Origin of the sequence: Halomonas sediminis, assembly GCF_044871105.1 — a bacterium.
GTDB classification, from domain to species: domain Bacteria; phylum Pseudomonadota; class Gammaproteobacteria; order Pseudomonadales; family Halomonadaceae; genus Vreelandella; species Vreelandella zhuhanensis.
In genome coordinates this window covers 838,367-862,171 of record NZ_CP085246.1, presented here as the reverse complement: position 1 = coordinate 862,171, position 23,805 = coordinate 838,367, and the positions used below count along the sequence as shown (strand labels likewise).

Here is a 23,805-nt window from a genome sequence, read left to right as displayed (position 1 = left end):
CGAGTCTTTTCGCCGGCGCGGCATGCGAAACACCGACCTTACGTCCCAACCCGTATTCGAAAGGAGGCCAGTATGGCTGACAGGAAAGCAACATTAACGGTAGATGGTCTGGACAAGACGATCGAACTACCGATGTATTCCGGCACTCTTGGCCCCGATGTCATTGATGTACGCAGCCTCGTGGCTGAGGGCCTGTTCACCTATGACCCTGGCTTCATGTCGACATCTTCCTGCCAGTCCGCTATCACTTATATAGATGGTGGCAAAGGCGTCCTTCTCTATCGCGGCTACCCTATCGGAGAGCTTGCCAAGGAGTCCGATTTCGTCGAGGTGTGCTATCTGCTGCTGTTCGGCGACCTGCCCACAGACCAGCAATATACTGATTTTGAATCGCGGGTTCGCAACCACACCATGGTTCACGATCAGATCAATAACTTCTTCAAGGGCTTCCGGCGCGACGCTCACCCGATGTCCATTCTGTGTGGTGTCGTGGGCGGCCTGGCGGCGTTCTACCATGACCACATGGACATTACCAAGCAAGAAGATCGTGAGATCAGTGCAGTCCGCCTGATTGCTAAAATGCCGACCCTGGCGGCGATGTCGTACAAGTATAACGTCGGTCAGCCGTTCAATTATCCGCGCAACGACCTGAACTATGCCGAGAACTTCCTCTACATGATGTTCAGCACCCCTTGCGAGGACTACAAGAGCAATCCGGTATTCACCAAGGCCATGGATCGCATCTTCATGCTGCATGCCGACCATGAACAGAACGCCTCCACCTCAACCGTTCGCTTGGCAGGCTCCACCGGTGCCAATCCGTTCGCCTGCATCAGTGCCGGCATCGCTGCTCTCTGGGGTCCGGCTCATGGTGGCGCCAACGAAGCCGTGCTCAAGATGCTCGACGAAATCGGTGACGATTCCGAAGAGAATATCCAGCACTTTGTCGACAAGGCCAAGGACAAGGAAGACCCCTTCAAGCTGATGGGCTTCGGTCACCGCGTCTATCGCAACTTCGACCCGCGCGCCAAAGTCATGAAGGAAACCTGTGACGAAGTCCTGGCCGAGCTGGGCATGGCCGATGACCCTCAGCTCAAGATTGCCAAGCGTCTGGAACAGATCGCCCTGGAAGACGACTACTTCATCGAGCGCAAGCTCTACCCCAACGTCGACTTCTATTCCGGCATCATTCTCAAGGCAATGGGCATTCCGACCAACATGTTCACGGTCATCTTTGCCGTATCGCGCACCATTGGCTGGATTTCCCATTGGCACGAGATGCAAAGCGACGACTTCAAGATCGGTCGTCCGCGCCAGCTGTATACCGGTCATGATCAGCGTAGCTATCCCAGCAAATGATCGTGCGCCCGCCAATGTAATACAAGGCCGCCTTCGGGCGGCCTTTTGCATATTTTTCCCACTACGTCAAAAATAATGGCTTACTCAACAGGAGTTTGAGCATGCGTGACATTACAACCGTTGCCTTTATCGGCCTGGGCGTCATGGGCCACCCCATGGCTGGCCATCTTGCCAAGACCGGGCTTAGCCTGCGCGTTTACAACCGCACTGCAGCAAAAGCCGACAGCTGGGTAGCTGAATATGGCGGCAGCGCCCACGCCACGCCCCGTGAAGCGGCTGAAGGCGCTGACCTGGTATTGGTATGCGTGGGAAATGATGAGGACGTTCGCCAAGTTACCATTAGGGAAGATGGCGTACTGGGTGGCATGCATGAGGGCGCGGTGCTCGTTGATCACACCACAGCTTCCGCCGATCTTGCCGAATCACTGGATGCTACCTGTCGCAAGCAAGGCGTTCACTTTATCGACGCCCCTGTCTCAGGGGGTCAGCAAGGGGCGGAAAATGGCACCTTGACGATCATGTGCGGCGGTGAAGAGGAAACCTTTGCCCATGTGCGCCCTTCTCTTGAGCATTATGCCAAAGCCGTGACACTGATGGGTTCCGCCGGTAGTGGTCAGATGACCAAGATGGTCAATCAGATCTGTATCGCCGGCCTGGTCCAGGGACTGGCGGAAGGCCTGCATTTTGCCGAGCAGGCCGGGCTCGACAGGCAGCAAGTCATCGATGTGGTTTCTCAGGGAGCTGCCGGCTCGTGGCAGATGAACAATCGCCACAAGACCATGATCGAGGATAGCTACGAGCACGGTTTTGCGGTGAATTGGATGCGCAAGGACCTGGCGATTTGTCTGGAGCAAGCCAGACGTATCGATGCGACCTTGCCGGTGACCGCCCTGGTGGACCAATTCTATGCTGACGTGCAGCAAATGGGGGGCGGTCGCTGGGATACTTCCTCGCTACTCAAACGCTTACGTCCAAGGGATTAACCGGGTACTTTTTACCTTCCAGCCATGCCGCACAGGGTTTTCCACACTATCTGTGGATAACCCTGTTCATAACCATTACACAATGCCCCACAATCGCCATGTTCAGTGGCCCAGCCTCAAATTGATCATTTTTTGACCTAATGTAACTCGTTGTTTTTAAACAATTTAACTAAGTTTCACTGGTGGCCGAATTTTAAAAACCACTTGTGCATAACGCATCCAGCGCAAACAGGAAAAGTGGACAAGTCAAGCCCAAATTTACATAAAAATAGCTTTTGGCAGGCAAAAAATCTAAAAACGCGAGGAGTTGGACAGGCTGATCAGAGAACGCCGCACAGCAACATAAGCGCCTCAAGAATCATCTTGAGGCGCGGCTATTATAGATAACGTTCCGGCATCAGGACTTGGCAGGCAAGCCTTGAGAAACAAGAGGAGGAAACTGCAAGTTAATGGCGTCCCATAGGGGGTTCGAACCCCTGTTACCGCCGTGAAAGGGCGGTGTCCTGGACCACTAGACGAATGGGACGTGGTACGACGCTTTACAAAATAAAGAAAGGATCTTCGACAAAGCGATTGGTGGAGCCTAGCGGGATCGAACCGCTGACCTCAACACTGCCAGTGTTGCGCTCTCCCAGCTGAGCTAAGGCCCCACATGCCTTGAAGACGGAGCGTATAGTACTGATTACGCCCGCCTTCGTCAATAGTCGTGCAACGAGTTCTTGCTATGTTTTTACACGTCGCGATATTCCTTCTCGAAACGCTTGACCTGCTTCTTGGAGACGCCACCCAGCACGTCGATGGCATGTCGTAACCGCGCCCGAGTGACATCGGAGCCTAAAATCGCCATCGCATCCATGACCGAGGTACTCGAAGAGGAGCCGGTAATCGCGATGAACACAGGAGCCAGAAACGCCTTCATCTTGAGCTCGAAGTATTCGGCCAATGTCTTGACCTCTTCCAGCAGAGCATCTTTGTGCCATGCCGGAACATTTTCGAAACGCCACACCAGAAACTGCAGAAGCTTGACCAGGGTTTCGTCTTCCAGCTTCACCGAGGAAAAGCTTTCCTTACTGATCGAAGGTAGCCCGGAGAAGAAATGCCCCGCCAATGGCGCCACCTGCGCCAAGGTCTCGACCCTTGGGCGTACTTGCGGAAGAATCTTGCTCACGTAGGCTTCATTGAAGGCCCAATCCATCAGCGCCTTGAGAAAAGCGCTGTCGTCCAGGTCTTCGCGCAGGTATACCCCATTGAGCCAGGTCAACTTTTCCAGATCGAATACCGGCCCTCCCAGAGAGACACGCTGGATATCGAAATGGGCCATCATTTCATCCAGGCTGAATTTTTCACGCTCATCCGGCATCGACCAGCCCATCCGGCCCAGATAATTGGTCACGGCCTGCGGCAAAAAGCCCATGCGACGATAATAATTGATAGAGGTAGGGTTCTTGCGCTTGGAAAGCTTGGATTTATCCGGATTACGCAGCAGAGGCATATGGCACAGCTGCGGCATGTCCCAGCCAAAATACGCGTACAGCAACTGATGTTTGGGTGCCGAATTGATCCACTCTTCACCCCGTAGCACATGGGTGATACCCATCAGATGGTCGTCGACCACATTGGCCAGATGATACGTGGGCATGCCATCGGACTTGAGCAGTATCTGAGCGTCTACCTGCGCCCACTCAACGTCTATTTCTCCGCGCAACATATCCTGCACCACGCATACCCCTTGGGTAGGCACCTGCATACGCACCACATAAGGCCAGCCTTCCTGCGTGCGTCGCGCCACTTCCTCGTCAGGTAATGCCAGATCAGCCGGTTTCAGCGCCAGCTGCATACCGGCTGCCTTGCGTGCCTCACGCAATTCATCTAGCTCATCACTGGTGCGATAGCAGGCGAACGCATGGCCTTCATCCAGCAGTTGCTGAGCATAGCGGGCATAAATATCCCCTCGCTCACTCTGCCGATAAGGGCCGTGCGGTCCACCCACATCGGGGCCTTCGTCCCACTCAAGGCCCAGCCAACTAAGCGAATCAAGGATCATCTGCTCAGACTCAGGTGTCGAACGAACCCGATCGGTATCCTCAATGCGCAAGATGAACTTCCCACCATGCTGGCGAGCGAAACACAGGTTGAACAAGGCAATGTAGGCTGTGCCAACGTGCGGATCGCCCGTGGGCGAAGGCGCAATGCGGGTGCGTACGGTCATAGTGACGTCCTGTTGAGAGCATATTTTGCGTGGGCCACATTATACGCACCCAGCCATCAACCAAAAGCCACGAAGTAGGAACCACTGGAGAAAACTAACGTCTTAGCCATGCAATCAAGGTTGCAGGGGAAGGGTTGCATTGGATGCGCGTTTAAGCACAAAATGCGCGAATGAGCACAAAATAATAGGCATGTCTCTTAAAATCTGACGCCTTGCACGTCGCCTTATTGCGCTTATCTTGCATCTATATGGCGAGGTAGGGATTAGCGGTCGGGTATTAAGCGAACCAAGAAAAAAACGCTTTCCCCTTCACTTTTCTCGTGAATATACATCCAGCCTCCCTTGGCTCAGCAACAGGAAAATCAGATGGAATCGCTAGGCTCCCGCATCAAACAGTTACGACTTCGGGCCAAACTCAACAAGGCTGCCCTTGCCCGCAAAGTAGGCGTATCGGACGTGACGGTTTCTTATTGGGAATCCGGAGCCATCAAGCAGATAGGCCATGAGCGCCTGGTGGCATTGGCTGAGGCTCTGGAATGCTCACTTGCCACCTTATTGGAAGGCGAGACGACCTCAACGGCTTTGCTGCCTCTGCATCACGAAGGCCCTTTACCCTGGCACCGATCGCAACAGGCGGCATTTCAACTGCCTCCCTATCTGCCGCTGGCGATTCAATGGCGACAAGCGTGTTTTATCGTCACACCGGCTCCCAAGAACTCTTTTCCACCATTGGAAGAAGGCGAACTCGCCCTGCTGGGTCCTACCCGTGAATTTCATCAGCCTGGGCACTATGTCGTGGAAAACGAGGTCGTGGAAAACGAGCAGCGCTTTAATATGCAATATCTCGAACAACCGCCCAAGACAGATGCCATCCGCGCTATCTTGTTAGGCCGTTGGCAGCCTTCTACCGCGCCATAAAGGCATCAGATGGGATCTTCAATCACCTCGACCTGGCTTTGGGACCGACGCGGTTCACTGCCAATCATGTAATCCTTGGTATAAACCGCTATTTGCCCCAAGCCGTGCTGTGACGTTCTTACCAGCTCCCCAGTCAGATGTTGGCCCTGTTCCCCGATACGCTGCTGCACCGTGTCAGGCTGAACACTGGCTTCGGAGAGCTGCACACGAACTTGGTACTCGCCGTCCGATAACCCAGTGCTCGAGCCAAACGGCCCGGCAACAAAATATCCCTGCTCCACTTCTGTACGTGCTTGCCAGCTCACACGGTTGTATTTATGCTCCACCACCACTTGCAGGCGTGCGCCATCCGGTAAGTTAGTCTCGCCTTCTACCATCAAACGTCGGTCATTACGCAGCGATACCGACAAAGAGACCGCCACCTCGAGAGGCTCGACAGCCGGCTCAGGTTCAGGCTCCATTACCTCGCTTTGCTGCTCACTGGCCTCCGGCTGTATCTCTGATGTTTCATCCACTGCATCGTTATTTCCCCCACACCCACTCAGCACCAGCATTACGGCTACCGCTAGCACTCCCATCCCGTGCCTGTAGACCATGACATCCTCCTGAAACTCAGCGGAGCCTCTACCTTATCATTGCTACCCGCGACACACAGTGGCTTTCGCTTGCTCCCGCGTTGAAAAGCATCAAGCTTCTAGAGAACCGGCAACACCGCAGCGCAACCTCGATATTAACGGTTTGCTTCGCTCAAAAAAAAGTCCTAAAGGTCCTTGTGCAATACATTAACCGCCTACAATCCAGCAATGCACTAGAGGGGCGGATAGCCCGATCGAGCCGGTTATGAGAAGCTCGGCCTATCGTCGAAAGCGCAGCGTCTGCTTGCCGCCAGTGATGCCGAGACCTTGATTCAATTTCGTGCCCTGTCGAACATCAATCGCAGCCTGACGGCACAGCAAATGGACACGCTCACCATGGCTGCGCTCTCGCATATCGAGGGGGTCTACCAGCAAAGCTGGGATCGTAAGGATGCCATCGACCCGGCGTTGGCCGATGGCAATCGGGAAGGGATAAAGGCGGTGGTTTGGTAGCACTGATAGTTCGTCGAAGCACAACCCAGCCCGCCAAACAGCGGGCATTTAATTTGTGAGTCGTCGAGCATGATCGACATATTAAAACAGATCTCTAGCCAATTGAGTTAGTCTATTTCCTTGAATATTAACAGCATTACCAACACCACTAGCCTGTGGAGCAACTAACCCAGTTCGAGTAAGTCCGTTCAAAACAGCACTCGTAGCCAGTTCATTTACTTCAAATTTCAAATGATACGTTTCCCATTTCAACGGTTTCACATTCAGGATTTTTCAGTTCTCCTTCAGCAACAACGGTACCCTCTGAATCGTAAATACAGACATTATCGAGAGACACCTTTCCATAGTGCTGCGCGCCTCGATGCCACACGACAGTCCTCGGCGTGCTTGCTCCCTCTGCACCCGTAGTGGTTGAGCCGTCCCCGATAATTTCCACTTCCTGTCCTGCCATGGAATGGTTGCCAATTCTGATCGTTGCGTTCGTGTAGATAGTCATAGAATCTCGCTCCTTTGTCATCCTGGAATACTCAAAACACTCCCATACAGATCGTCTCGCAAGTGGCTGCCCATGACGACCCTATTCATGGTTACACCCAGCCCATTGTAGTCGCACAGCATGTACAAGGCTGCTTTACCACCGATCACCGAATGAGCGAGCAGATCGGTGCTGCCGGGTCGCTCGACGACCTGGTAGCCTTCGACATCGAAGCGGAATTTACGGCAGCGCTGGAAGCGGTTAAAGCTATGTAGAGGTGTAGATAAATGCGCACCTGCACCAGATATGAGAAACTGCCGTCCTTTTTCCGGCGCTTGCGGATCGTTGCCATCACTGCCTCTCAGATGTACCCAATCAAAAGCGGCTCACGTAGCAAATATGTACAACGAACCAGGTAAAACGCCGCTCAACTACTAAATATGAACAGCCATGAATGATCACACAACCCCGCAAACCCGCATGAAGCCTGACATCGCACGCCCTGCGCTGGATAGAACATTCTCCGTGGCGCCGATGATGGACTGGACAACCCGCGACTATCGCGCCTTTGCCCGTATGCTGACGCGCCATGCACTGCTGTATACCGAGATGGTGACCACCGGTGCCATCTTGCATGGCACGCCGCGAGAGCGCTTTTTGGGCCATACGGACGTCGAACATCCACTGGCGCTTCAGCTGGGGGGAAGCAATGCCGGGGAGCTTGCCGAGTGCGCGGCGATTGCCCAGGCGTGGGGCTATGACGAGGTGAACCTCAACGTGGGATGCCCCAGCGACCGGGTGCAGAACAATCTGATCGGTGCCTGTTTAATGGCGCACCCGGAAAAGGTCGCCACCGCCGTGCGTACCATGCAGGAGGCCGTTTCGATCCCGGTGACGGTGAAATGCCGTATCGGTATCGATGACCAGGACGAAGATGCCGACCTTGAGCGATTCATCGCCACCGTCGCGGATGCCGGGTGCGAGGTGTTCATCGTGCACGCACGCAAGGCTTGGCTCCAGGGGCTTTCCCCTAAGGCCAACCGTGATGTGCCACCGTTGAACTATCCGCGCGTGCATCGCTTGAAACAGAGCCGCCCGGAGCTGCATATCGGCATCAATGGAGGCATCAAGACGCTGGCCGAGTGCAGCGAGCATCTTGCGCATGTCGACAGCGTGATGATAGGCCGCGAAGCCTATCAGAACCCCTGGATGTTGGCCGACGTCGACCAGGCGCTTTACGGCGAGCGCAGCCCGGCCTCTAGCCGAATGGCTGCCGCCCAGGCGTTTCGTCCTTATATCGCTCAGCGCTTGGAAGAAGGCGCCAAGCTCAACCACATCACTCGTCATTTGTTGGGGCTCTTTCAAGGCTGCCCCGGCGGGCGGCGGTTTCGTCGCCATCTGTCAGAACACGCACACCTGGAAGGTGCCGGGCTGCGGATCTTCGACGATGCCTTGAGCCTGGTGCGTGAGCCCGATGCACGTGAGATTGAGCTGGCGACTCAATAAAGCGAGTCGGGAGGCGGCGCCAGGCTTGAGTTGAAGCTTTCCACCGCCGTTTCCGCCTCCTCGATCGCATCGAAACGAGCGATATGAAACAGCGCTTCACCCTCGTTGGCCAATGGCAGGCGGCTCATGCCGATCACGATGCCATCAGCTATCGCTCGCACGGCACTTTCATCGTTGCCGAACGGATCGGCTATCTTGCCCAGCACCTCCCCCTTGGCCACGCGCGCGCCCAGACGCACTTGGGGTCTCAATATCCCGTCGATGGGCGCGCGAGCCCAGCTGGAACCATTGGCCAGTTCGGCCCCTGGCGGGGGGCGCCGACGCTGCTCGCCGGTGAGCATGCCCAGGCGACGCATGACGCGTAGCACCCCGCGCACACCGGGTGAAATCGCCCACTCATCGAAACGCAGTGCCTCCCCGGCTTCGTAGGTCAGCACCGGAATTCCGCGATTCTGGGCATAGTGGCGCAGGCTGCCCTCGCGCAACTCCGCATTGAGTACCACCGGCGCACCGAATGCATCCGCCATACGCTCGGTTTCACTGCCGGGGCGAAGTTGCGCCCGGATCTGGGGCAAGTTGGTACGGTGGATCGCGCCGGTGTGAAGGTCGATCACATGCGTGGCCTGATCGACGATCTGCTCACGGAACAAGGTGGCAATACGACCGCCCAGGGAACCCGATTCACTGCCGGGAAAGCACCGATTGAGATCGCGCCTGTCCGGCAGATAGCGGGTCTGCTGCAAGAAACCGAAGACGTTGACCACAGGAACCGCTATCAGCGTTCCCTTCAGGTTATTGATGGCTTTGGAGCGCAGCACACGGCGCACGATTTCCACGCCATTGATCTCGTCGCCATGAATGCCGCCGCACACCAACAAGACCGGCCCCTCCTTGCGCCCATGTACCACCTCGACGGGAATATGCAGCGGGGTATGGGTATATAGCCGAGCAACCGGCACATCGATTTGCAAGCGTTGGCCGGGATTCACTTTTTCTCCTGCCAATTCAAAAGCGGCACGGACCATATACTTCCCCCTGGAAACGAAAGTGTCTTTATAACGTCATAGGCAAGGCATGACGAGCCTTTCCATGACAGTTTGCCACTTTCAACATACAATCATGCATGTATCAATGCTTTTGCATGCCCTATCGGATAAAATCAATCCATTCCCACCAGCGGCAGCTTACGACAGGAGGAGCCCTATGGCTCGGCGCACAAAGGCAGAAGCGGCCGCCACACGTGAGGCGCTTCTCGATGCGGCAGAAGAGATGTTCATGGAGCACGGGGTGGCGCGCACCTCACTTGAGCAGATCGCTCGGCATGCAGGAATGACGCGAGGTGCAGTCTATTGGCACTTCAAGAACAAGAGCGATGTCTTTCACGCCATGCTCGAACGGGTTCGCATGCCGTTTCAAGACCTGGTGGATGAAATCGAGACGCTGGAACATGACGTCTCGTCGCTGGAAGCCATACGCATTGCCTGCCTGAGAGGTTTTTCCCGCCTCGAACAGCCGCGCTACCATCGTGTGCATTCGATTCTTATTCATCGTTGTGAATTTTTCAGTGATATCGACCCCATCGCCATGCAGACGGAAATCGCCGAAGAGTGTCACACCTCGCTTCAGGAACACTTCACGCTTGCCTCACAGAAAGGCGCTTTACGTTCCGACCTTTCCGCTTCGGTGGCCGCCGACCTCCTGCATGCCACCCTGGGTGGGCTGTTTCATGAATGGCTGCGCAACCCTGAACGCTTTTCCATCCGTGAACGCGGCGAAACACTTATCAATCAATTGCTGCTGTTGATGAGTCCTCCTCCGTTCTCTGCGTCTGCGTAACTCTTCGAGACCGGACAGCTAACGTTAACCTTGCTCGGACACACCACGAGAAAAGGGCGCCATTGAACCCTCCGACGATTCATTCAAAGAATAGAATCGCGGATTCCCATCACTCTCACGCGCTTTGTTGCCAAAGCGTGGAGAGCGTGACCGGAGTTCGCGGTGTGCGAGTCGGCGTTTGCGAGCTCACACGGGCGGTAGCCTTGCGGCCACGCCCTTGGTAAACAACATGCCCGCGGGCGGCGATGTTATAAGCGGCATTAAGGTCCGCGTGGTAGTGCTTGCCGGTGCTAAACGTACACTGACTATAATTGTCCTTATCGCGTTTCACCGGCCCTGACCCGTCGAACGCTTGGCTGGACGTACCACGGGCATAGACCGCCACGAAGCGCAGGCCGATTTCTTCGGCTTTGCTTTCGATGCGCGTCACGAGCTGGCGATGGAACCAGCGGTGAAACCGCGCTTTCATCGGCGTGCGCTTGTTACCCGCTTTCGGACGCCAGCCTTTCAGGTCTTCGACGGCAATGGCTTGGCAGCCGTGGTCGAACGCGAGATTCACCAGCTGTCGACTGATCTGATGGGCTTGGTTATCAGCCAGGTGAGTTAAACGCTGGTGATCCCGACGGCAGAAGCCCGGTGGCAACCGGCTTCCGTGCCTGACGGCGGATGCGTTGCATGAGCCGATACTCCCGGTCTTTATCCGTGCGCGAGAGAAACCCGCGTGCGTGGACAGTGCCTTGAGCATCGACGACCGCCCAGGTCGCCGCCGTGTTAATGCCAACATCCACCGCCAGCACCCGGTCAGGGGCGCCTTTGGCGGGCTTGGGTGGATCGAACTGTTCGGGCAACGAGAGCTGCCATTGTCGACCGTTAGTGGTCAGTAGCGGGGATTTGGCCTTGCCTTTCCCCCGGAACCGGCATATTCCCTTGAGCCGAAATCCCATCCAGACCCAGTCATTGTGCTGTCGCACCTTGATAAAGGCATGGCTGGCATCGGCATTGATCTTGGCGCACTGGCTCCCGTAAATGCTCGGAAAGGTCTTGGTGCTGGATGTCAGGCGCGGTGGTTTGGCGTGCAGGTGTTTACGATCACCGCTGCGCCACGCCTCAAACCGTGTCACGAAGGAGCGGACTTGACCGACCGCATCCATAATAGCGACACGGCGAAGGTACGATGGAAATTTGTAGTAGCGTTTAGCAAAGGACGTGTAGCGTACCTGTGGTCGTTTTTGGGTGGGATGTATCAGCCGTTCTATTACCTCGACCACCGCGCTCCCTTCGCAGATGCCGACCTGCGGCCAGTGCGTATACGCCACGGTCATCAGATCGCGCACCAATCGCCGATACAGCGCCAGCGCATCCGTCAGAGCGGTCTGTTGGTCGGCACTGGTGACGTGTAGCGCCAGGGAGTCGGAACGGATGATCGGCATAAGAAAACTATATATTCAACCAGTTATAAGAACAAGCAAGGCTGACGCTTTGCCCTGCCTTAACTGCCGATTCATTCAAAGAATCGAATCGCAGAATGCGGCAGGATTTTGTTCAAATGAATGACGCCCCTCGAAAACGCTTCACGTTCGCGTGAAACTTAGCGCTCGCTTAAAGCTTTGCGTTCAACCGCCGGTTGCTGTTCGCGATGGTCGCCTATTGCCATCTTGCGCTGCAGCCAGTCCGAAATATGCGCAATCATCGCATAGAAGGTGGGGATGAACAGGCTACCCAGAGTGGCAACCGATGCCATGCCGACCACCACGGTGGTACCGATATGGTGGCTGCTGACGTCGCTGGCCCCGGTGGCCAATGCCAATGGCAGCGTCCCCAGGATAAACGCCAGCGAGGTCATCACGATCGGCCGGAAACGCAGTTCAGCGGCGGTAATCGCGGCCTCACGAATCGACTTGCCCTGTTCCTTGCGCTGCAACTCGGCGAACTCGACGATCAGGATGGCGTTCTTGGCCGCCAGTCCCACCACCACCAGCATGCCGATCTCCACGTAAACGCTCGTCTCCAGCCCGCGCATGGCGATCCCCCCGATACCCCCCAGAAAAGCAAAGGGCGTTGCGGTAAGAACCGCGAGAGGCAATGACCAGCTTTCGTACTGAGCGGCCAGAATCAAGAACACCATGATCAAACCGAACACGATCGCCAAGGTGGCCGCACTGCCCATCTGGCTCTCCTGGTAAGCGGTGCCGGTCCAGCCCATCCCCCAGTTACCTCCCAAGGTTTCTTCGACAACCTCTTCCATGGCGGCAATCGCCTCACCCGAGCTATAGCCGGGTGCCGGTCCACCCTGGAACTGAGCGCCCAGATAGACGCCGAAACGTGACACCACCGCAGGCTTGGCCTGTCGCTCGAGGGTCACGAATTCAGACAAGGGAATACGCTGCCCATTGCCGCCCCGTACATGCACCCGGCTGATATCATCCGGCGTTCTGCGAAACTCGTCCTCGTTCTGCAGATACACCTGGAAGTTGCGATTCTGGTAACTGAAGTAATTGACGAATCCCGCGCCGAAGGTATTCGCCAGGGTGGTATTCAGCTCACTCAATGAAACGCCGTAGCTGAGTGCCTTTTGTTGGTCGATTTCCGCTCGATAACCCGGCACGTTGACATTGAAGGTGGTGAACACCCCCTGCAGCGCAGGATGCTGGTTGGCCGCCTGCATCACCTGCACCGACGCCTGGAATAGCTCTTGGGGGCTCGCTCCTTCGAAGGACTGCAGATAACCGGTAAAACCGCCCGTGGTGGAAAGCCCGATAATCGGCGGCACGTTGAAAGCCATCGCCGAGCCACCCTCGACCTGGGCGCCCAGTTGCATGATGCGCCCCACCAGGCCATCGGCGGTCAGCTCGCGTTCCGCCCAGGGGTCAAGGTTGACGAACATGATGCCGCGCGCCGTATTGACCGAACTCGAAAGAATATCGTAACCCGCCACAGCCGACGAATAACGCACCCCATCGATCTCTTCGATGGCTTGGCTAAGCTTGCCCATGTAGTCACTGGTGCGGTCCAGTGAGGCCGCATCGGGCAAGGATACACTCACCAGCACGATTCCCTGGTCTGTCTGGGGAACCAGGGTCGAAGGGGTGACTTGATACAACCACCAGGAGCCCACGACCACCATGGCGACCAGCAGCAGAGCCAGGCCCCAGAAACGTACCAGGGCTTTCACCAGCCATATATAGCCTGCGGTGATTGCCGCAAAAAGCCGGTCAAAAAGCCGCAAGGGCGCACTGAGTACCCGCCTGAATTTCGACTCGTCTTGCACGGAAGGCTTGTGCTTGATAAAAATCGCCGACAGCGCCGGGGTAAACGTCAAGGCCATCAACGCCGAGAAGGCCACCGAGATTGCCACCGTTAGGGCGAACTGCTGGTATATCTGCCCGGTGAAGCCGCCCAGAAATGCCACGGGGACGAATACTGCCGCCATGATCAGGGAGGTCGCGATAACCGGCCCCCCGACTTCCTTCATGGCGCGGATGGTGGCCTGAAGCACGGTAATGTCTTCATCTTCACTCAATACGCGCTCGACATTCTCCACCACCAGAATCGCATCATCGACCACAATGCCGATGGAAAGCACCAGGGCGAACAAGGTGAGCAGGTTGACCGAGAAGCCGAACATGTAGAAGCCGGCGAAAGTGGCCAATACCGACACCGGCACCACCGACATGGCGATCACCGTGAAGCGCCAGTTCTGCAAGAAGATGAACAGAATGACACCCACGATCAAGAAGGCTTCGACAAAAACCGTGAGCACGGTTTCCACCGAGGCATCGATGAACAGGGTGGTATCGTAAGGCACCACATATTCCAGCCCCGGTGGAAAGCGCTCGGCCATGTCGGCCATGGTGGCTTCCACCGCGGTGGCGGTCTCCAGCGCATTGGCCCCCGGCTGCTGGTTGATGATGATCGGGGTCATCGTGGCGCCATTCAGGCGGGCTTCAATGCCATAGAACGAGGCGCCCAGTTCAATGCGCGCCACGTCATTCAGGCGCAGCGATGAACCATCGGGGTTGGTACGCAGATAGATATTGCGGAAATCATCGACCTCGTTGAACCGCCCTCCCGCCGTGATCGTGTAGGTATAGGCGCGAGGATCGCTCTGCGGTGCAGCCGCCAGGCTGCCTGCCGGCACTTCGGTGTTTTGGGTGCGGATAGCCGTGGCCACTTCGGCGGGCGTCAGGTTGTATTGCGCCAGCTTGTCGGGGTCCATCCAGATCCGCATGGCGAACTCGCCACCGCCGAGCACTTCCGCATTACCCACCCCTGGCACCTGACGTAGTGTGTCGAGAATATTGAGGGTGGCGTAGTTCTGCATGAAGATACGTGGATAATCGTCTTGAGGCGACGTCAGCGCCACCAGCATCAGAATCGAGCTGGAGCTCAGCTCCACGGTTACGCCTTGATCCTGAACTTCCTGAGGAAGCCGGGACAAGGCACCCTGAACCCGGTTATTGACGTTGATGGTGTTGATATCACCATCGGTGCCGATATCGAAGGCGACACTGAGGCTGACACTGCCGTTATCCGCGCTGTTCGAGGTCATGTACAGCATGTTTTCGACGCCGTTGATCGCCTCGGCCAGGGGGGCCGCTACCGCCTGGGCCACGGTTTCGGCATCAGCACCGGGGAAACGAGCCTGCACAGAGACCGAAGGCGGCACCACGCTCGGGTATTGCTCGATCGGCAACACCCGCATGCTCATGACACCGACCAAGGTCAGGATGATCGCCAGCACCGTGGCGAAGATCGGCCGCTTGATGAAGAAGTTGGAGAAATTCATGGGGTGTTTTCCCCCTCCTCTTCATCCGCAGGGGCACTCGGTCCGGCCTGCTCCTGCATCACTTCGCGGAGCTCGGACTGTTCTTCCGTTCGCTCTTGCTCTACTTCCTCGACGATTTCTTCAGCGCTTTCTTCAAAGGGCTGCGGGTCGATCGATGTACCAGGCTGAAGACCGGCAGGGTCTCCGACGATCACTCGGTCACCGCTTTCCAGGCCTTCGCGAATGATCTGCCAGGGGCCGGCAATCTCACCCAGCGTGACCGAACGCGCGCGCGCCTTGCTTTCCTCGTCTAGTACAAACACCTGAGGCCCCATCAGCCCTTGCGTGACGGCAATTTCTGGAACGGCAAAGACGTCGAAACGCTTCAAGCCTTCAATGCTCACACGCACGAACTGGCCGGGTAGCACAGTAGCCCGGGGATTGGCAAAAGTGGCATTGGCCTGCACCGTGCTGGTGCTTTCGTTCACCCGAGAGCCGAGAAAGTCGAGACGCCCTTCCAGTTGACTATCTTCTTTGCCATCGAACCCGGGCACGCTGAGGCGCGCGGGAATATCGGAAATCGATAAGCCATTATCAAGCTGACGGCGCAGCTCAAAAGCATCGCGCTGAGGCAACTGAAAGCGCACTTCCAGGGGGTCGAGCGGCGTGATGGTGGCAAGCTCAGTTCCGGCATTGACCAGATTGCCCACATTGATCTGGCTTAGACCGATCATGCCGGCGACGGGCGCCGAGACTTCGGTGTACCCCAGATCGATCTCGGCACTTTCCAATGCCGCTTGTGCCTGTGCCACACGGGCCTGGGCCACGGCCAGTTCGGCACGCGCCTGATCGTATTCCTGGCGGCTGACCGAATTCTGGCTAAGCAACCGTTCGAAGCGTTCGGCATCGCGCTGAGCACGGGCAAGTTCGGCACGCGCGCTCTGCAAGTCCGCTTCACGCTGATTCACTGTGGCCTGGTAGAAGTCAGGTTCGATGGAATACAGCTGCTGGCCTTTTTCCACCAACTGGCCCGGCTCGAAATGACGTTGTTCAAGAAAACCCGTCACCCGCGCCACCAGGGTGACTTCGTCATCACTACGCAGCAAGGAGGGATATGATTTATCCAGGGGTAAGTCCTGGAGAGCCGCTTCCATCACTGCCACCGGATGGGGAGGAGTCTCTTGTTGCCCGGCGGAGGCCTGCTGCTCCGGAGCCTCCTGGCCACAAGCCGCCAGCAACGTGCCCATGCCCACCGCCAGCAAGGCAAGGCGGACACCGCTAACCATCGTTCTCATACGTTTATATCCCGTTGCGTGCGTGAAAAGTTGACGTAGATTACATTCATACATGTATGAATGTAAATATCCGCCACCTATCACCTATCGTTCAGACGAGGTCTATCTCCGATGTTTGTGACACTGTCCGAGCGTTGCTCCGCATTATCTTCCGGCAATGTGAACGTAATGCTGTCGCCTTGCAGCCAATCGTTGAGCTCATTAACCACCTCGACATCCAGGATGCCCGACTGCTGGTGCAGCGCGAGCAGGTTAATCACATAGTCGTAACGGGCTTGGGCGTAATCGGAAAAGGCGTTGTACAAGTTTTGCTCGGCATTCAACACATCCACGATATTACGCGTGCCGACTTCATAGCCCGCACGGGTTGCATCCAACGCACTCTCGTTGGAAACGATGGCTTGTTGGCGCGCCTCAACGGTCGAGACGTCATTACTTACCTGAGTATATAAAGAACGTACCTGCTGGACCGTATCGCGACGCTGGGCCTCGAAATCGAACTGGCTGGCTTCCAGCAGGTAGGTGCTCTGACGAATACTCGCCTGCGTTCTGCCCCCGGTATAAATAGGCCAGTTAAGCCCGACACCTAACTGGCCGGTAGCGTCGTGCCCTTGTATCCCATCGATATCGTTGTCGGCGTATTGATAGCTGGCAAAGGCGTCAACGCTGGGCAGGCGCAACGCCTTGGCGATATTGACGCTACTTTTGGATACTTCGACACCTGCCTGTTCGGCAAGAACCAAGGGATTGTTGGTGATAGCCATCTCGACCCAGTGGTCACGTCCCGCCGGGGTCGGTAGGGCGACGGGGAATTCTTCATCGAGCGCCTCGATGCTGGAATAGCGCTTTCCGGTCAAGCGTTCGAGCACTTCAAAACTGACTTGAAGGTCACTTTCCGCTGCAATGCGTATCGCGCGTGATTGATCAAACCTGGCTTGTGCCTCTTCCACTTCAGTGATGGCGATCAAACCCACTTCAAACTGCTCTCGAGCTTGCTCCAACTGGCGACCGATAGCGCGCTCTTGAGCCCGCCGTGCTTCAAGAACGTCATGCGCTCTTAGAATATCGAAGTAGGCGCTGGCCACGTTGATCAACACTTGTTGTTCAGTGGCGGCCAGGACGTAAACCTGCTGACCGATTTCACGCTCGGAGCGCTCCACCTCACGCTGATTAATGGCATCGAACAACGCCTGGGAGGCTTCAAGCGTCAAGCTGACGCTATTGAAACGATCGGAAGCACCACCAAACTGTTGTTGCTGTGTGCTGGTCTGGCTTTCAAACTGCCGGGTATGCGCCGCGTTGCCGCCTAGATTCACCTGAGGCAGCAGGTCTCCTCGCTGAACATCGAGCCCCGCTTCGACACTTTGGCTTTGGGCACGAGCAGCCCCCAATTCAGAGTTGTTGCCCAATGCATCGCGGGCAATCGTCAATAAATCCGCGGCAAACACAGGCGTTACCCATGTCATGGCGATAAGTGCCGGCAAGAGGCCACGCCGCAAGAAACGGCCGTTAGTGGCGACACTCGCCGGTGATGAAATGAATCGCAACATAGCGTTCTCCTCGTACTTGTCAGTCGGAATACATATACATACATTGTCGCATGTTTTAGAGTCGAAGCTAGACAGTGGTGCTGGTTTTGCACATTTTTTCATGTAGGGCACTTTCATCTCTACTATGCTGCACCGCAATACACCACGTAGAGGACGTCGCATGCTTGCTCTGGAAATGATCAAGGTACGCGAACTGGAGATAGCCGTGCGCATCTGGCATCCTGACGCCCCCAATACGCTCATCGCCTGGCACGGTCTGGCCCGCCACGGGGGTGATTTTGCCGCTTTGGCACGGGAGCTTGGGCCGCAGTGGCGCATTCTCGCCCCGGATACCCCCGGTCGCGGACTCTCCAGCTGGTCGTTGCATCCAGCGCATGATTATCTCTACTCTCACTATATGCGTGTGGCTCTGGCTGTGCTCGACCACTTCCAGTTGGAGCGTGTTCCCTGGATAGGCACGTCCATGGGAGGCTTGCTGGGAATGCTGTTGGCCTCTGAAGAACCGTCCGCCTCACGTATTCAGTGCCTGGTACTCAATGATGTCGGCCCCGAACTGGATGCTCAGGCGTTGACCCGCATGGCCACCTACTTCAGCGTGATTAAACGCTTCAACGATTTCAGTGAACTGCTTGCCGAACTCAAGGAACATTACCGTGACTTCGGTATCGATACCGAAGCCGGGTGGCGAGAGATGGCCTTGGAAAGCGCTCGACGCCTGCCTGATGGCACCTGGAGCTACCATTTCGATCCACGTATCAGTGAGCAATTCATCCACGATACCCCGCGAGATAGCTGGGCCGACTGGGCGCGCATACAGTGCCCTTTGATGCTGATTCGTGGCGCGCATTCGCCTCTACTTACCACTAAAAGTGTCGCCCGGATGCAAGAAATACAGCCTTCGCTCGTCACCCTGGAAGCCCCAGGCTGCGGCCATGCGCCGATGCTCGACCGTCCCGGCCAGGTCAAGCCTATCGCCACTTTCTTGCAGGCGCATGGTAATGCCCATTCATTACCTTGGTGGCAACGCCTGAAGCAGCGCTTCGTCTCTTGAACCGCCACCCGCGACGCCACCTTCAATGCCATGCTATCTTTTCTGGTAAGCCTGCCTTCACGAACCGGCTCTTCAAGCATCGCATCCCCATGGAGGAATGAATCATGTACAAAGTCGTGTTTTTCGTACCTGAAGAAGACGCCGAAACCGTCAAGGAAGCCGTATTCGAAACCGGCGCCGGACGAATCGGCAATTATGAGGCCTGCTGCTTCCAGACGCCGGGGACCGGCCAGTTTCGTCCCTTGCCGGGTGCCGAGCCCCATATCGGTGAAATCGGGGAGCTCGAATACGTGAAAGAACTCAAGGTGGAATTAGTCTGTGAAGATACGCTGATTTACACCGCCGTGGCCGCGCTCAAACTGGCTCACCCTTACGAGGAGCCGGCGTTCGATGTCTGGCGCCTGGATGACACCTGACCCTACAATTCCACGGAGGATGCTGAAGCCGTTGTTAGGCTGAACCTGGCTAGGCTGAACCAAAGTAACGCTCACGGTCCTCAAGAGTGACTGCGCTGATATGCAGAGGAAACTCGCCATGGCGACGGTCGGCAAAGAAATGCTGCAAGGTGCGCTCGATGGTGGGAAAGGCGAGCTCGTCCCAAGGAACCTCGTGTTCCTCGAATAACGCAACTTCCAGGCTTTCCACGCCGGCATCGAAGCCACCCAGCAAGTCGGCACGAAACATCATGTACACCTGATTGATATGCGGTAGATCGATCAAGGTATAGAGGCCGCGCAACGTCACTTCGGCGCACGCTTCTTCACGCGTTTCGCGAGCGGCGGCTTGCTGGGTGGTTTCGGCGTTTTCCATGTAACCTGCCGGTAGTGTCCAATAGCCCTTGCGTGGGCTGATGGCGCGTCGACAGAGTAATACTCGGGAGCCGCTGACCGGCAGGGTGCCGGCCACGATACGCGGATTCTGGTAATGGATCGTGCCGCATGATTCGCACAGATAGCGCGGTCGATCATCGCCCTCTGGAATGGCGAAGCACAGCGTATGGCCACAGTGGCTGCAAAAGTTCATCGTGTTTCCTCTGTTGAGCGCATTCCTACTGCGGCTGGTAGACAAGACAATCTTTTATCCTTGACGCTGATCACAGCCCAAGAGTAAAGGTATCAAATTCGATGGATACGCCATGTTAGAGAAACTCAACGAACGGCTGCAACTGCTTCGCCCTCAACGGTTTACCCATCTGGCGCTTCCCGAGGCTGCCGTGTTGTTGCCGATCGTCGAACGAGCCGAGCCGACGTTACTGTTCACGCGGCGAGCACGCCACATGAGCACCCACAGCGGCCAGGTCGCCTTCCCCGGCGGCAAACGTGAACCCGACGATCCCGATTTATATACTACCGCCCTGCGTGAAGCCGAGGAAGAGGTCGCCTTGGCACCGCAACATGTACGCTGCCTGGGCAGCTTATCCGATGTGCTCTCCCTGCATGGCATCTGCGTGACGCCCTGGGTGGGGATCATTCCGCCGGATTTGCCTCTGCACCCCGACCCCACCGAGCTCGACACCATCTTCGAGGTGCCGTTGCACTATTTTCTGGAAGACAATCGCACCCATACCGATGTGATCACGGTGGATGGCCGTGCCCATTACGTGCCCAGCTATCACGTTCAGGGGCATGTGATCTGGGGGCTCTCGGCGATGATGCTGGTCGAATTGCTCGCCGAGGGTTTCGGTATGCCGATCGATATCTACCAGCGCCCCCCGGGGGCTTTGCGTCATCATCCCGAACGCCCTATCCCGCGTACCAGGCGCCATTCCTCCCGGGGAGTCTTACGATGATGCAGGCCTCGCCTTTCGCCACGCTTTCTTCCACCGGCAACTCCGCCCCCGTATTGCGCTCCGATGCGCTACCGGCATTGGTCGATGCCTTGATCGAACGGGGTTGGTACCTGGGCACGAACGTCATCGATGCCGACCTGTGCCAGGCTCTCTATCAGGAATGCCTGAACATGGCCGAGCATGGCGTTCTCATGCCGGCGGGAATCGGTCGAGGAAAGCAGCACAACATACGCCGAGACGTACGCGGCGATGCCATCCACTGGCTGGACCGGGAAAGCCAGGCCCAGCGACGTTACCTGGAAGCCATGGCAACGCTTCAGCAAGAGCTTAACCAGACACTATTTCTGGGATTGTTCGAATACGAAGCGCATTTTGCCCATTACCCCGCCGGCGCCTTCTACCAGACGCACCTGGACAGTTTCCGCGGGCGCGCCAACCGGGTACTCTCGACCGTGAGTTACCTCAACGCGGGCTGGCCGGAAGATGGTGGAGGTGAAATGGTCATCTACGCCCCCGGCGCTCCCCATCGCGAAGTCGCCAGAGTACGGCCGCAAGCCGGTACCTTTGCCTGCTTTCTATCCGAGACCGTTCCCCACGAAGTGCTGCCCACCCGTTTGCCGCGCGCCAGCATTGCCGGCTGGTTTCGGCGCAATGCCTCCCTTGGCAGCGTTATCGACCCGGCACGTTAATCCCATGAGACCCGCGCAAAGCAATGACCGAGCATAACCTTCAGGCGCTTCACGCCCGCATCGCTGCCCTCGAAGCGCGCAATGCCGAACTGGAAAACGACAAGCGCCATTATCGATGGCTGGCGGAAAGCACCACCGATCTGATTTCACGCCATGCCCGCGATGGCACCTTTCTGTATGCCTCGCAAGCCGCCCTCGAGCTGCTCGGCTATGAGCCCGAAGAGCTGATTGGCGTTTCCGCTTACGGCCTGTTTCACCCCACCGACCTCAATGACCTGCTCAACAAGTCACCGCAGGTGTATTACCACGCCGGTTTCTATCAGCAGACCTACCGCTTTCGCGCCAAGGCCGGGCATTACGTCTGGTTCGAAACCACCAGTCGTACCAGGCGTGATCCTCAAACCGGCGACTTGATCGATATTCTCTGCGTCTCTCGGGATGTGGGGCGTCGTATTCACGCGGAAGCCAACCGTGAACGCCTCGCTCAGGTCGTCGAATCGACCACCGATTACGTACTGTTCACCGGCAGCGACGAGGCTGTTTTCAGCTCCAACGAAGCCGCCAGACGGCGCTTTTCGCTTCCCCGGGAAAACCCGCGGATGCACCTCAGCGATGTCTATACCGCCTATTCGCTGCATGTATTGCGCGAGATCGTGTTTCCTGCGGTGGCGCGCTACGGCTCCTGGAGCGGCGAGCTGGAAATGGGTAATGGCAAACAGCCGGTGCCGGTCTTGAGCGTGGTTCTTGCTCATCGCGGGCTAGGGGCAGAACCCGGCCACCTTTCCCTGCTCAACCGTGATATCAGCCTGCGCAAGGCCACCGAAGCGCAGGCACGCCACCATCAAGCGCAGATTGCCCACGCCAACCGCCTGGCCACCATGGGCGAACTGGCCTCAAATATCGCCCATGAACTCAACCAGCCGTTGGGGGCCATGGCCAACTACGCCAGCGGCGCCTTGATGCAATTGCGCGCCGACCCCCGGCGCCCTGCCGCTGACCTGGAATTGCCGCTTGCGCGTATCGACGAGCAGATTCATCGCCTGGCTCAACGTCTGCGCCATATCCGCACCTTTGTCAGCAAAGGACGTACTCAGGTACGGCCGTTGGATTTCAACCCGGTGGCAGAGGCCGCTTGCCGGCTGTGCGAATGGCAGTACCAGCAAGCCGGGATCAGTCTGACGTACAAGCTGCCGGCGTCGCTGCCTCGTGTGCAAGCCGATCCGGTGGCGCTTGAACAAGTCCTGGTCAACCTGCTGCTGAATGCGCTGGAAGCTAGCCGACACCATCCCGGCGCCAGTGAAGTCAAGCTCAGCGCCTGGCGCAGCGGCCTGCGCCAGGCAAGCTTTCAGGTCAGCGACCAAGGCCCGGGCGTTGCCTTCCATCAAGTCGCGCATATTTTCACGGCCTTTCACTCCACCCGCCCCGAAGGGCTAGGCATGGGCCTGGCGATCAGCCGTTCCTTGATGGAAGCCATGGGGGGTCAACTCATGCTAGAGGACCAGGGCGAGTTCAGTGGCGCCACCTTTGCCGGTACACTGCGCACTGAATCCGATAGCGCCCTAGCATCCGGGAGATTCCTGTGAGCGACCCTCTTTCCCCGCCCCCTTTACCCTGCATTGCCGTCGTGGATGATGATCAAGCCTTGCGTGAATCGCTGGCTTGGCTGCTGGAATCCGTCGGGCTTGCCACCCAGGCCTATGCCGATGGGGAAACCTTCCTGGCTACCCGGACAGCCACTATCGATGCCGTTTTGCTGGATGTGCGCATGCCCGGCCTGAGTGGCTTGCAAGTGCATCAACAACTGCATGACGAAGGCATTACCCTGCCGGTCATCATCATGACCGGCCACGGTGATGTACCCATGGCGATAACTGCCCTCAAGGGCGGTGCCTTTGATTTCATTGAAAAGCCGTTCAATCCTCAACAACTTATCGATACCGTACAACAAGCCCTGAACCTGCATCAGCGCGAGCGCCTGGCGCAAAGCCAACTTGCGGCACTGCAGGCACGTTATCGGTCGCTGCGACCCAAGGAGCAACTGATCATCCTGCATGTGGCCCAGGGCATGACCAGCCGGGAAATTGCCGCACATATCGGGGTAAGTGGCAAAACGGTCGAGGTATATCGGCTGCGGGCGATGAAAACCATGGGGGCTGCCAACCTGGCGCAACTGGTGCGCCAAGCAGTCGCTCTAGAGCTTGTGGCCTGCCTACCGGACCAAGCACCGGGTTTCACCGAGCGTTAACAAGCGCTCCTTTGCCGGCATGTCCTTGCTCTTTGGTAACAGCGCTT

General features: G+C 57.0%; 22 protein-coding genes and 2 tRNA genes. 12 read left to right on the top strand and 12 right to left on the bottom strand.

Features of this window, described 5'->3' with window-relative positions; translation table 11 throughout:
- The first annotated feature begins 72 nt into the window (after window positions 1-72).
- Both gltA and LG290_RS04150 read left to right on the top strand, forming a co-directional pair.
- Window positions 73-1,359 carry a citrate synthase gene (gene gltA / locus LG290_RS04155; RefSeq protein WP_160419764.1) on the top strand — a complete coding sequence of 429 codons (1,287 nt, stop codon included), beginning with the start codon at window positions 73-75 and terminating at the stop codon, window positions 1,357-1,359.
- A 101-nt stretch (window positions 1,360-1,460) separates the two neighbouring features.
- Window positions 1,461-2,342, top strand: a complete 882-nt coding sequence (locus tag LG290_RS04150; protein WP_499836366.1) for an NAD(P)-dependent oxidoreductase — start codon at window positions 1,461-1,463, stop codon at window positions 2,340-2,342.
- Window positions 2,343-2,792: 450 nt separating this feature from the next.
- Here the strand turns inward: LG290_RS04150 and LG290_RS04145 are convergent.
- From LG290_RS04145 to gltX, 3 genes are all read right to left on the bottom strand, one after another.
- Window positions 2,793-2,868: transfer RNA gene (locus LG290_RS04145), tRNA-Glu, on the bottom strand.
- Window positions 2,869-2,916: 48 nt separating this feature from the next.
- Window positions 2,917-2,992 (bottom strand) — tRNA-Ala (locus tag LG290_RS04140).
- Window positions 2,993-3,072: 80 nt separating this feature from the next.
- Window positions 3,073-4,551 carry a glutamate--tRNA ligase gene (gltX, locus tag LG290_RS04135; protein ID WP_499836365.1) on the bottom strand — a complete coding sequence of 493 codons (1,479 nt, stop codon included), beginning with the start codon at window positions 4,549-4,551 and terminating at the stop codon, window positions 3,073-3,075.
- A gap of 366 nt (window positions 4,552-4,917) precedes the next feature.
- Between gltX and LG290_RS04130 the strand changes: the two genes are divergently transcribed.
- Window positions 4,918-5,469, top strand: a complete 552-nt coding sequence (locus tag LG290_RS04130; protein ID WP_499836364.1) for a helix-turn-helix domain-containing protein — start codon at window positions 4,918-4,920, stop codon at window positions 5,467-5,469.
- Window positions 5,470-5,474: 5 nt separating this feature from the next.
- Here LG290_RS04130 and LG290_RS04125 read toward each other — a convergent pair whose 3' ends face one another.
- Window positions 5,475-6,065: a hypothetical protein gene (locus tag LG290_RS04125; protein WP_499836363.1), complete on the bottom strand. Its 591-nt coding sequence runs from the start codon at window positions 6,063-6,065 to the stop codon at window positions 5,475-5,477.
- Between the two features lie 306 nt (window positions 6,066-6,371).
- Between LG290_RS04125 and LG290_RS04120 the strand changes: the two genes are divergently transcribed.
- Entirely contained in the window at window positions 6,372-6,557 is a 186-nt protein-coding gene (locus tag LG290_RS04120; RefSeq protein WP_499836362.1) for a DUF4376 domain-containing protein, read from the top strand.
- A 220-nt stretch (window positions 6,558-6,777) separates the two neighbouring features.
- Here LG290_RS04120 and LG290_RS04115 read toward each other — a convergent pair whose 3' ends face one another.
- Window positions 6,778-7,053, bottom strand: coding sequence for a hypothetical protein (locus LG290_RS04115; protein WP_499836361.1), 276 nt, complete (start codon window positions 7,051-7,053; stop codon window positions 6,778-6,780).
- A gap of 429 nt (window positions 7,054-7,482) precedes the next feature.
- Here LG290_RS04115 and dusA point away from each other — a divergent pair, with 429 nt between their 5' ends.
- Entirely contained in the window at window positions 7,483-8,538 is a 1,056-nt protein-coding gene (dusA, locus tag LG290_RS04110; RefSeq protein ID WP_499836360.1) for a tRNA dihydrouridine(20/20a) synthase DusA, read from the top strand.
- On the opposite strand, the gene LG290_RS04105 is transcribed toward dusA, so the two are convergent.
- Window positions 8,532-9,563, bottom strand: coding sequence for a succinylglutamate desuccinylase/aspartoacylase family protein (locus LG290_RS04105; protein ID WP_499836359.1), 1,032 nt, complete (start codon window positions 9,561-9,563; stop codon window positions 8,532-8,534). The genes dusA and LG290_RS04105 overlap by 7 nt on opposite strands.
- A 178-nt stretch (window positions 9,564-9,741) precedes the next feature.
- Between LG290_RS04105 and LG290_RS04100 the strand changes: the two genes are divergently transcribed.
- The gene (locus tag LG290_RS04100; protein WP_160417292.1) at window positions 9,742-10,374 is read left to right on the top strand and encodes a TetR family transcriptional regulator; all 633 of its coding nucleotides are present in this window, start codon (window positions 9,742-9,744) and stop codon (window positions 10,372-10,374) included.
- Window positions 10,375-10,489: 115 nt separating this feature from the next.
- Here the strand turns inward: LG290_RS04100 and LG290_RS04095 are convergent, their stop codons facing one another.
- The 5 genes from LG290_RS04095 to LG290_RS04075 form a co-directional block, all read right to left on the bottom strand.
- Window positions 10,490-10,933, bottom strand: a complete 444-nt coding sequence (locus tag LG290_RS04095) for a zinc ribbon domain-containing protein (protein WP_499836358.1) — start codon at window positions 10,931-10,933, stop codon at window positions 10,490-10,492.
- 31 nt (window positions 10,934-10,964) lie between these two features.
- A complete protein-coding gene (locus LG290_RS04090) occupies window positions 10,965-11,804 on the bottom strand; it encodes a nuclease/transposase family protein (RefSeq protein WP_499836357.1) in 840 nt (279 codons plus the stop codon).
- 158 nt (window positions 11,805-11,962) lie between these two features.
- The gene (locus tag LG290_RS04085) at window positions 11,963-15,160 is read right to left on the bottom strand and encodes an efflux RND transporter permease subunit (protein ID WP_499836356.1); all 3,198 of its coding nucleotides are present in this window, start codon (window positions 15,158-15,160) and stop codon (window positions 11,963-11,965) included.
- On the bottom strand, window positions 15,157-16,434 hold the full coding sequence (locus tag LG290_RS04080) for an efflux RND transporter periplasmic adaptor subunit (RefSeq protein ID WP_499836355.1): 1,278 nt from the start codon (window positions 16,432-16,434) through the stop codon (window positions 15,157-15,159). Before LG290_RS04080 ends, LG290_RS04085 begins: the two co-directional genes overlap by 4 nt.
- Window positions 16,435-16,514: 80 nt before the next feature.
- Complete coding sequence (locus LG290_RS04075; RefSeq protein ID WP_499836354.1) at window positions 16,515-17,984, bottom strand: TolC family outer membrane protein; 1,470 nt, start codon at window positions 17,982-17,984, stop codon at window positions 16,515-16,517.
- Between the two features lie 160 nt (window positions 17,985-18,144).
- On the opposite strand from LG290_RS04075, the gene LG290_RS04070 reads away from it, so the two are divergent.
- Together LG290_RS04070 and LG290_RS04065 are read left to right on the top strand one after the other, a co-directional pair.
- A complete protein-coding gene (locus tag LG290_RS04070) occupies window positions 18,145-19,035 on the top strand; it encodes an alpha/beta fold hydrolase (protein ID WP_499836353.1) in 891 nt (296 codons plus the stop codon).
- Window positions 19,036-19,139: 104 nt separating this feature from the next.
- Complete coding sequence (locus tag LG290_RS04065; protein WP_160417297.1) at window positions 19,140-19,451, top strand: YqfO family protein; 312 nt, start codon at window positions 19,140-19,142, stop codon at window positions 19,449-19,451.
- 49 nt (window positions 19,452-19,500) lie between these two features.
- On the opposite strand, the gene LG290_RS04060 is transcribed toward LG290_RS04065, so the two are convergent.
- Window positions 19,501-20,058: an NUDIX hydrolase gene (locus LG290_RS04060; RefSeq protein WP_160417298.1), complete on the bottom strand. Its 558-nt coding sequence runs from the start codon at window positions 20,056-20,058 to the stop codon at window positions 19,501-19,503.
- A 112-nt stretch (window positions 20,059-20,170) separates the two neighbouring features.
- Between LG290_RS04060 and LG290_RS04055 the strand changes: the two genes are divergently transcribed.
- From LG290_RS04055 to LG290_RS04040, 4 genes are read left to right on the top strand one after another with little or no spacing between them, the layout of a single operon-like run.
- Window positions 20,171-20,824, top strand: a complete 654-nt coding sequence (locus LG290_RS04055; protein WP_499836352.1) for a CoA pyrophosphatase — start codon at window positions 20,171-20,173, stop codon at window positions 20,822-20,824.
- The gene (locus LG290_RS04050; protein ID WP_499837020.1) at window positions 20,824-21,513 is read left to right on the top strand and encodes a 2OG-Fe(II) oxygenase; all 690 of its coding nucleotides are present in this window, start codon (window positions 20,824-20,826) and stop codon (window positions 21,511-21,513) included. Before LG290_RS04055 ends, LG290_RS04050 begins: the two co-directional genes overlap by 1 nt.
- A 23-nt stretch (window positions 21,514-21,536) precedes the next feature.
- Complete coding sequence (locus tag LG290_RS04045; RefSeq protein ID WP_499836351.1) at window positions 21,537-23,096, top strand: PAS domain-containing sensor histidine kinase; 1,560 nt, start codon at window positions 21,537-21,539, stop codon at window positions 23,094-23,096.
- Entirely contained in the window at window positions 23,093-23,758 is a 666-nt protein-coding gene (locus LG290_RS04040; protein ID WP_499836350.1) for a response regulator transcription factor, read from the top strand. The genes LG290_RS04045 and LG290_RS04040 overlap by 4 nt, the downstream gene beginning before the upstream one ends.
- The last annotated feature ends 47 nt before the right edge of the window (window positions 23,759-23,805 follow it).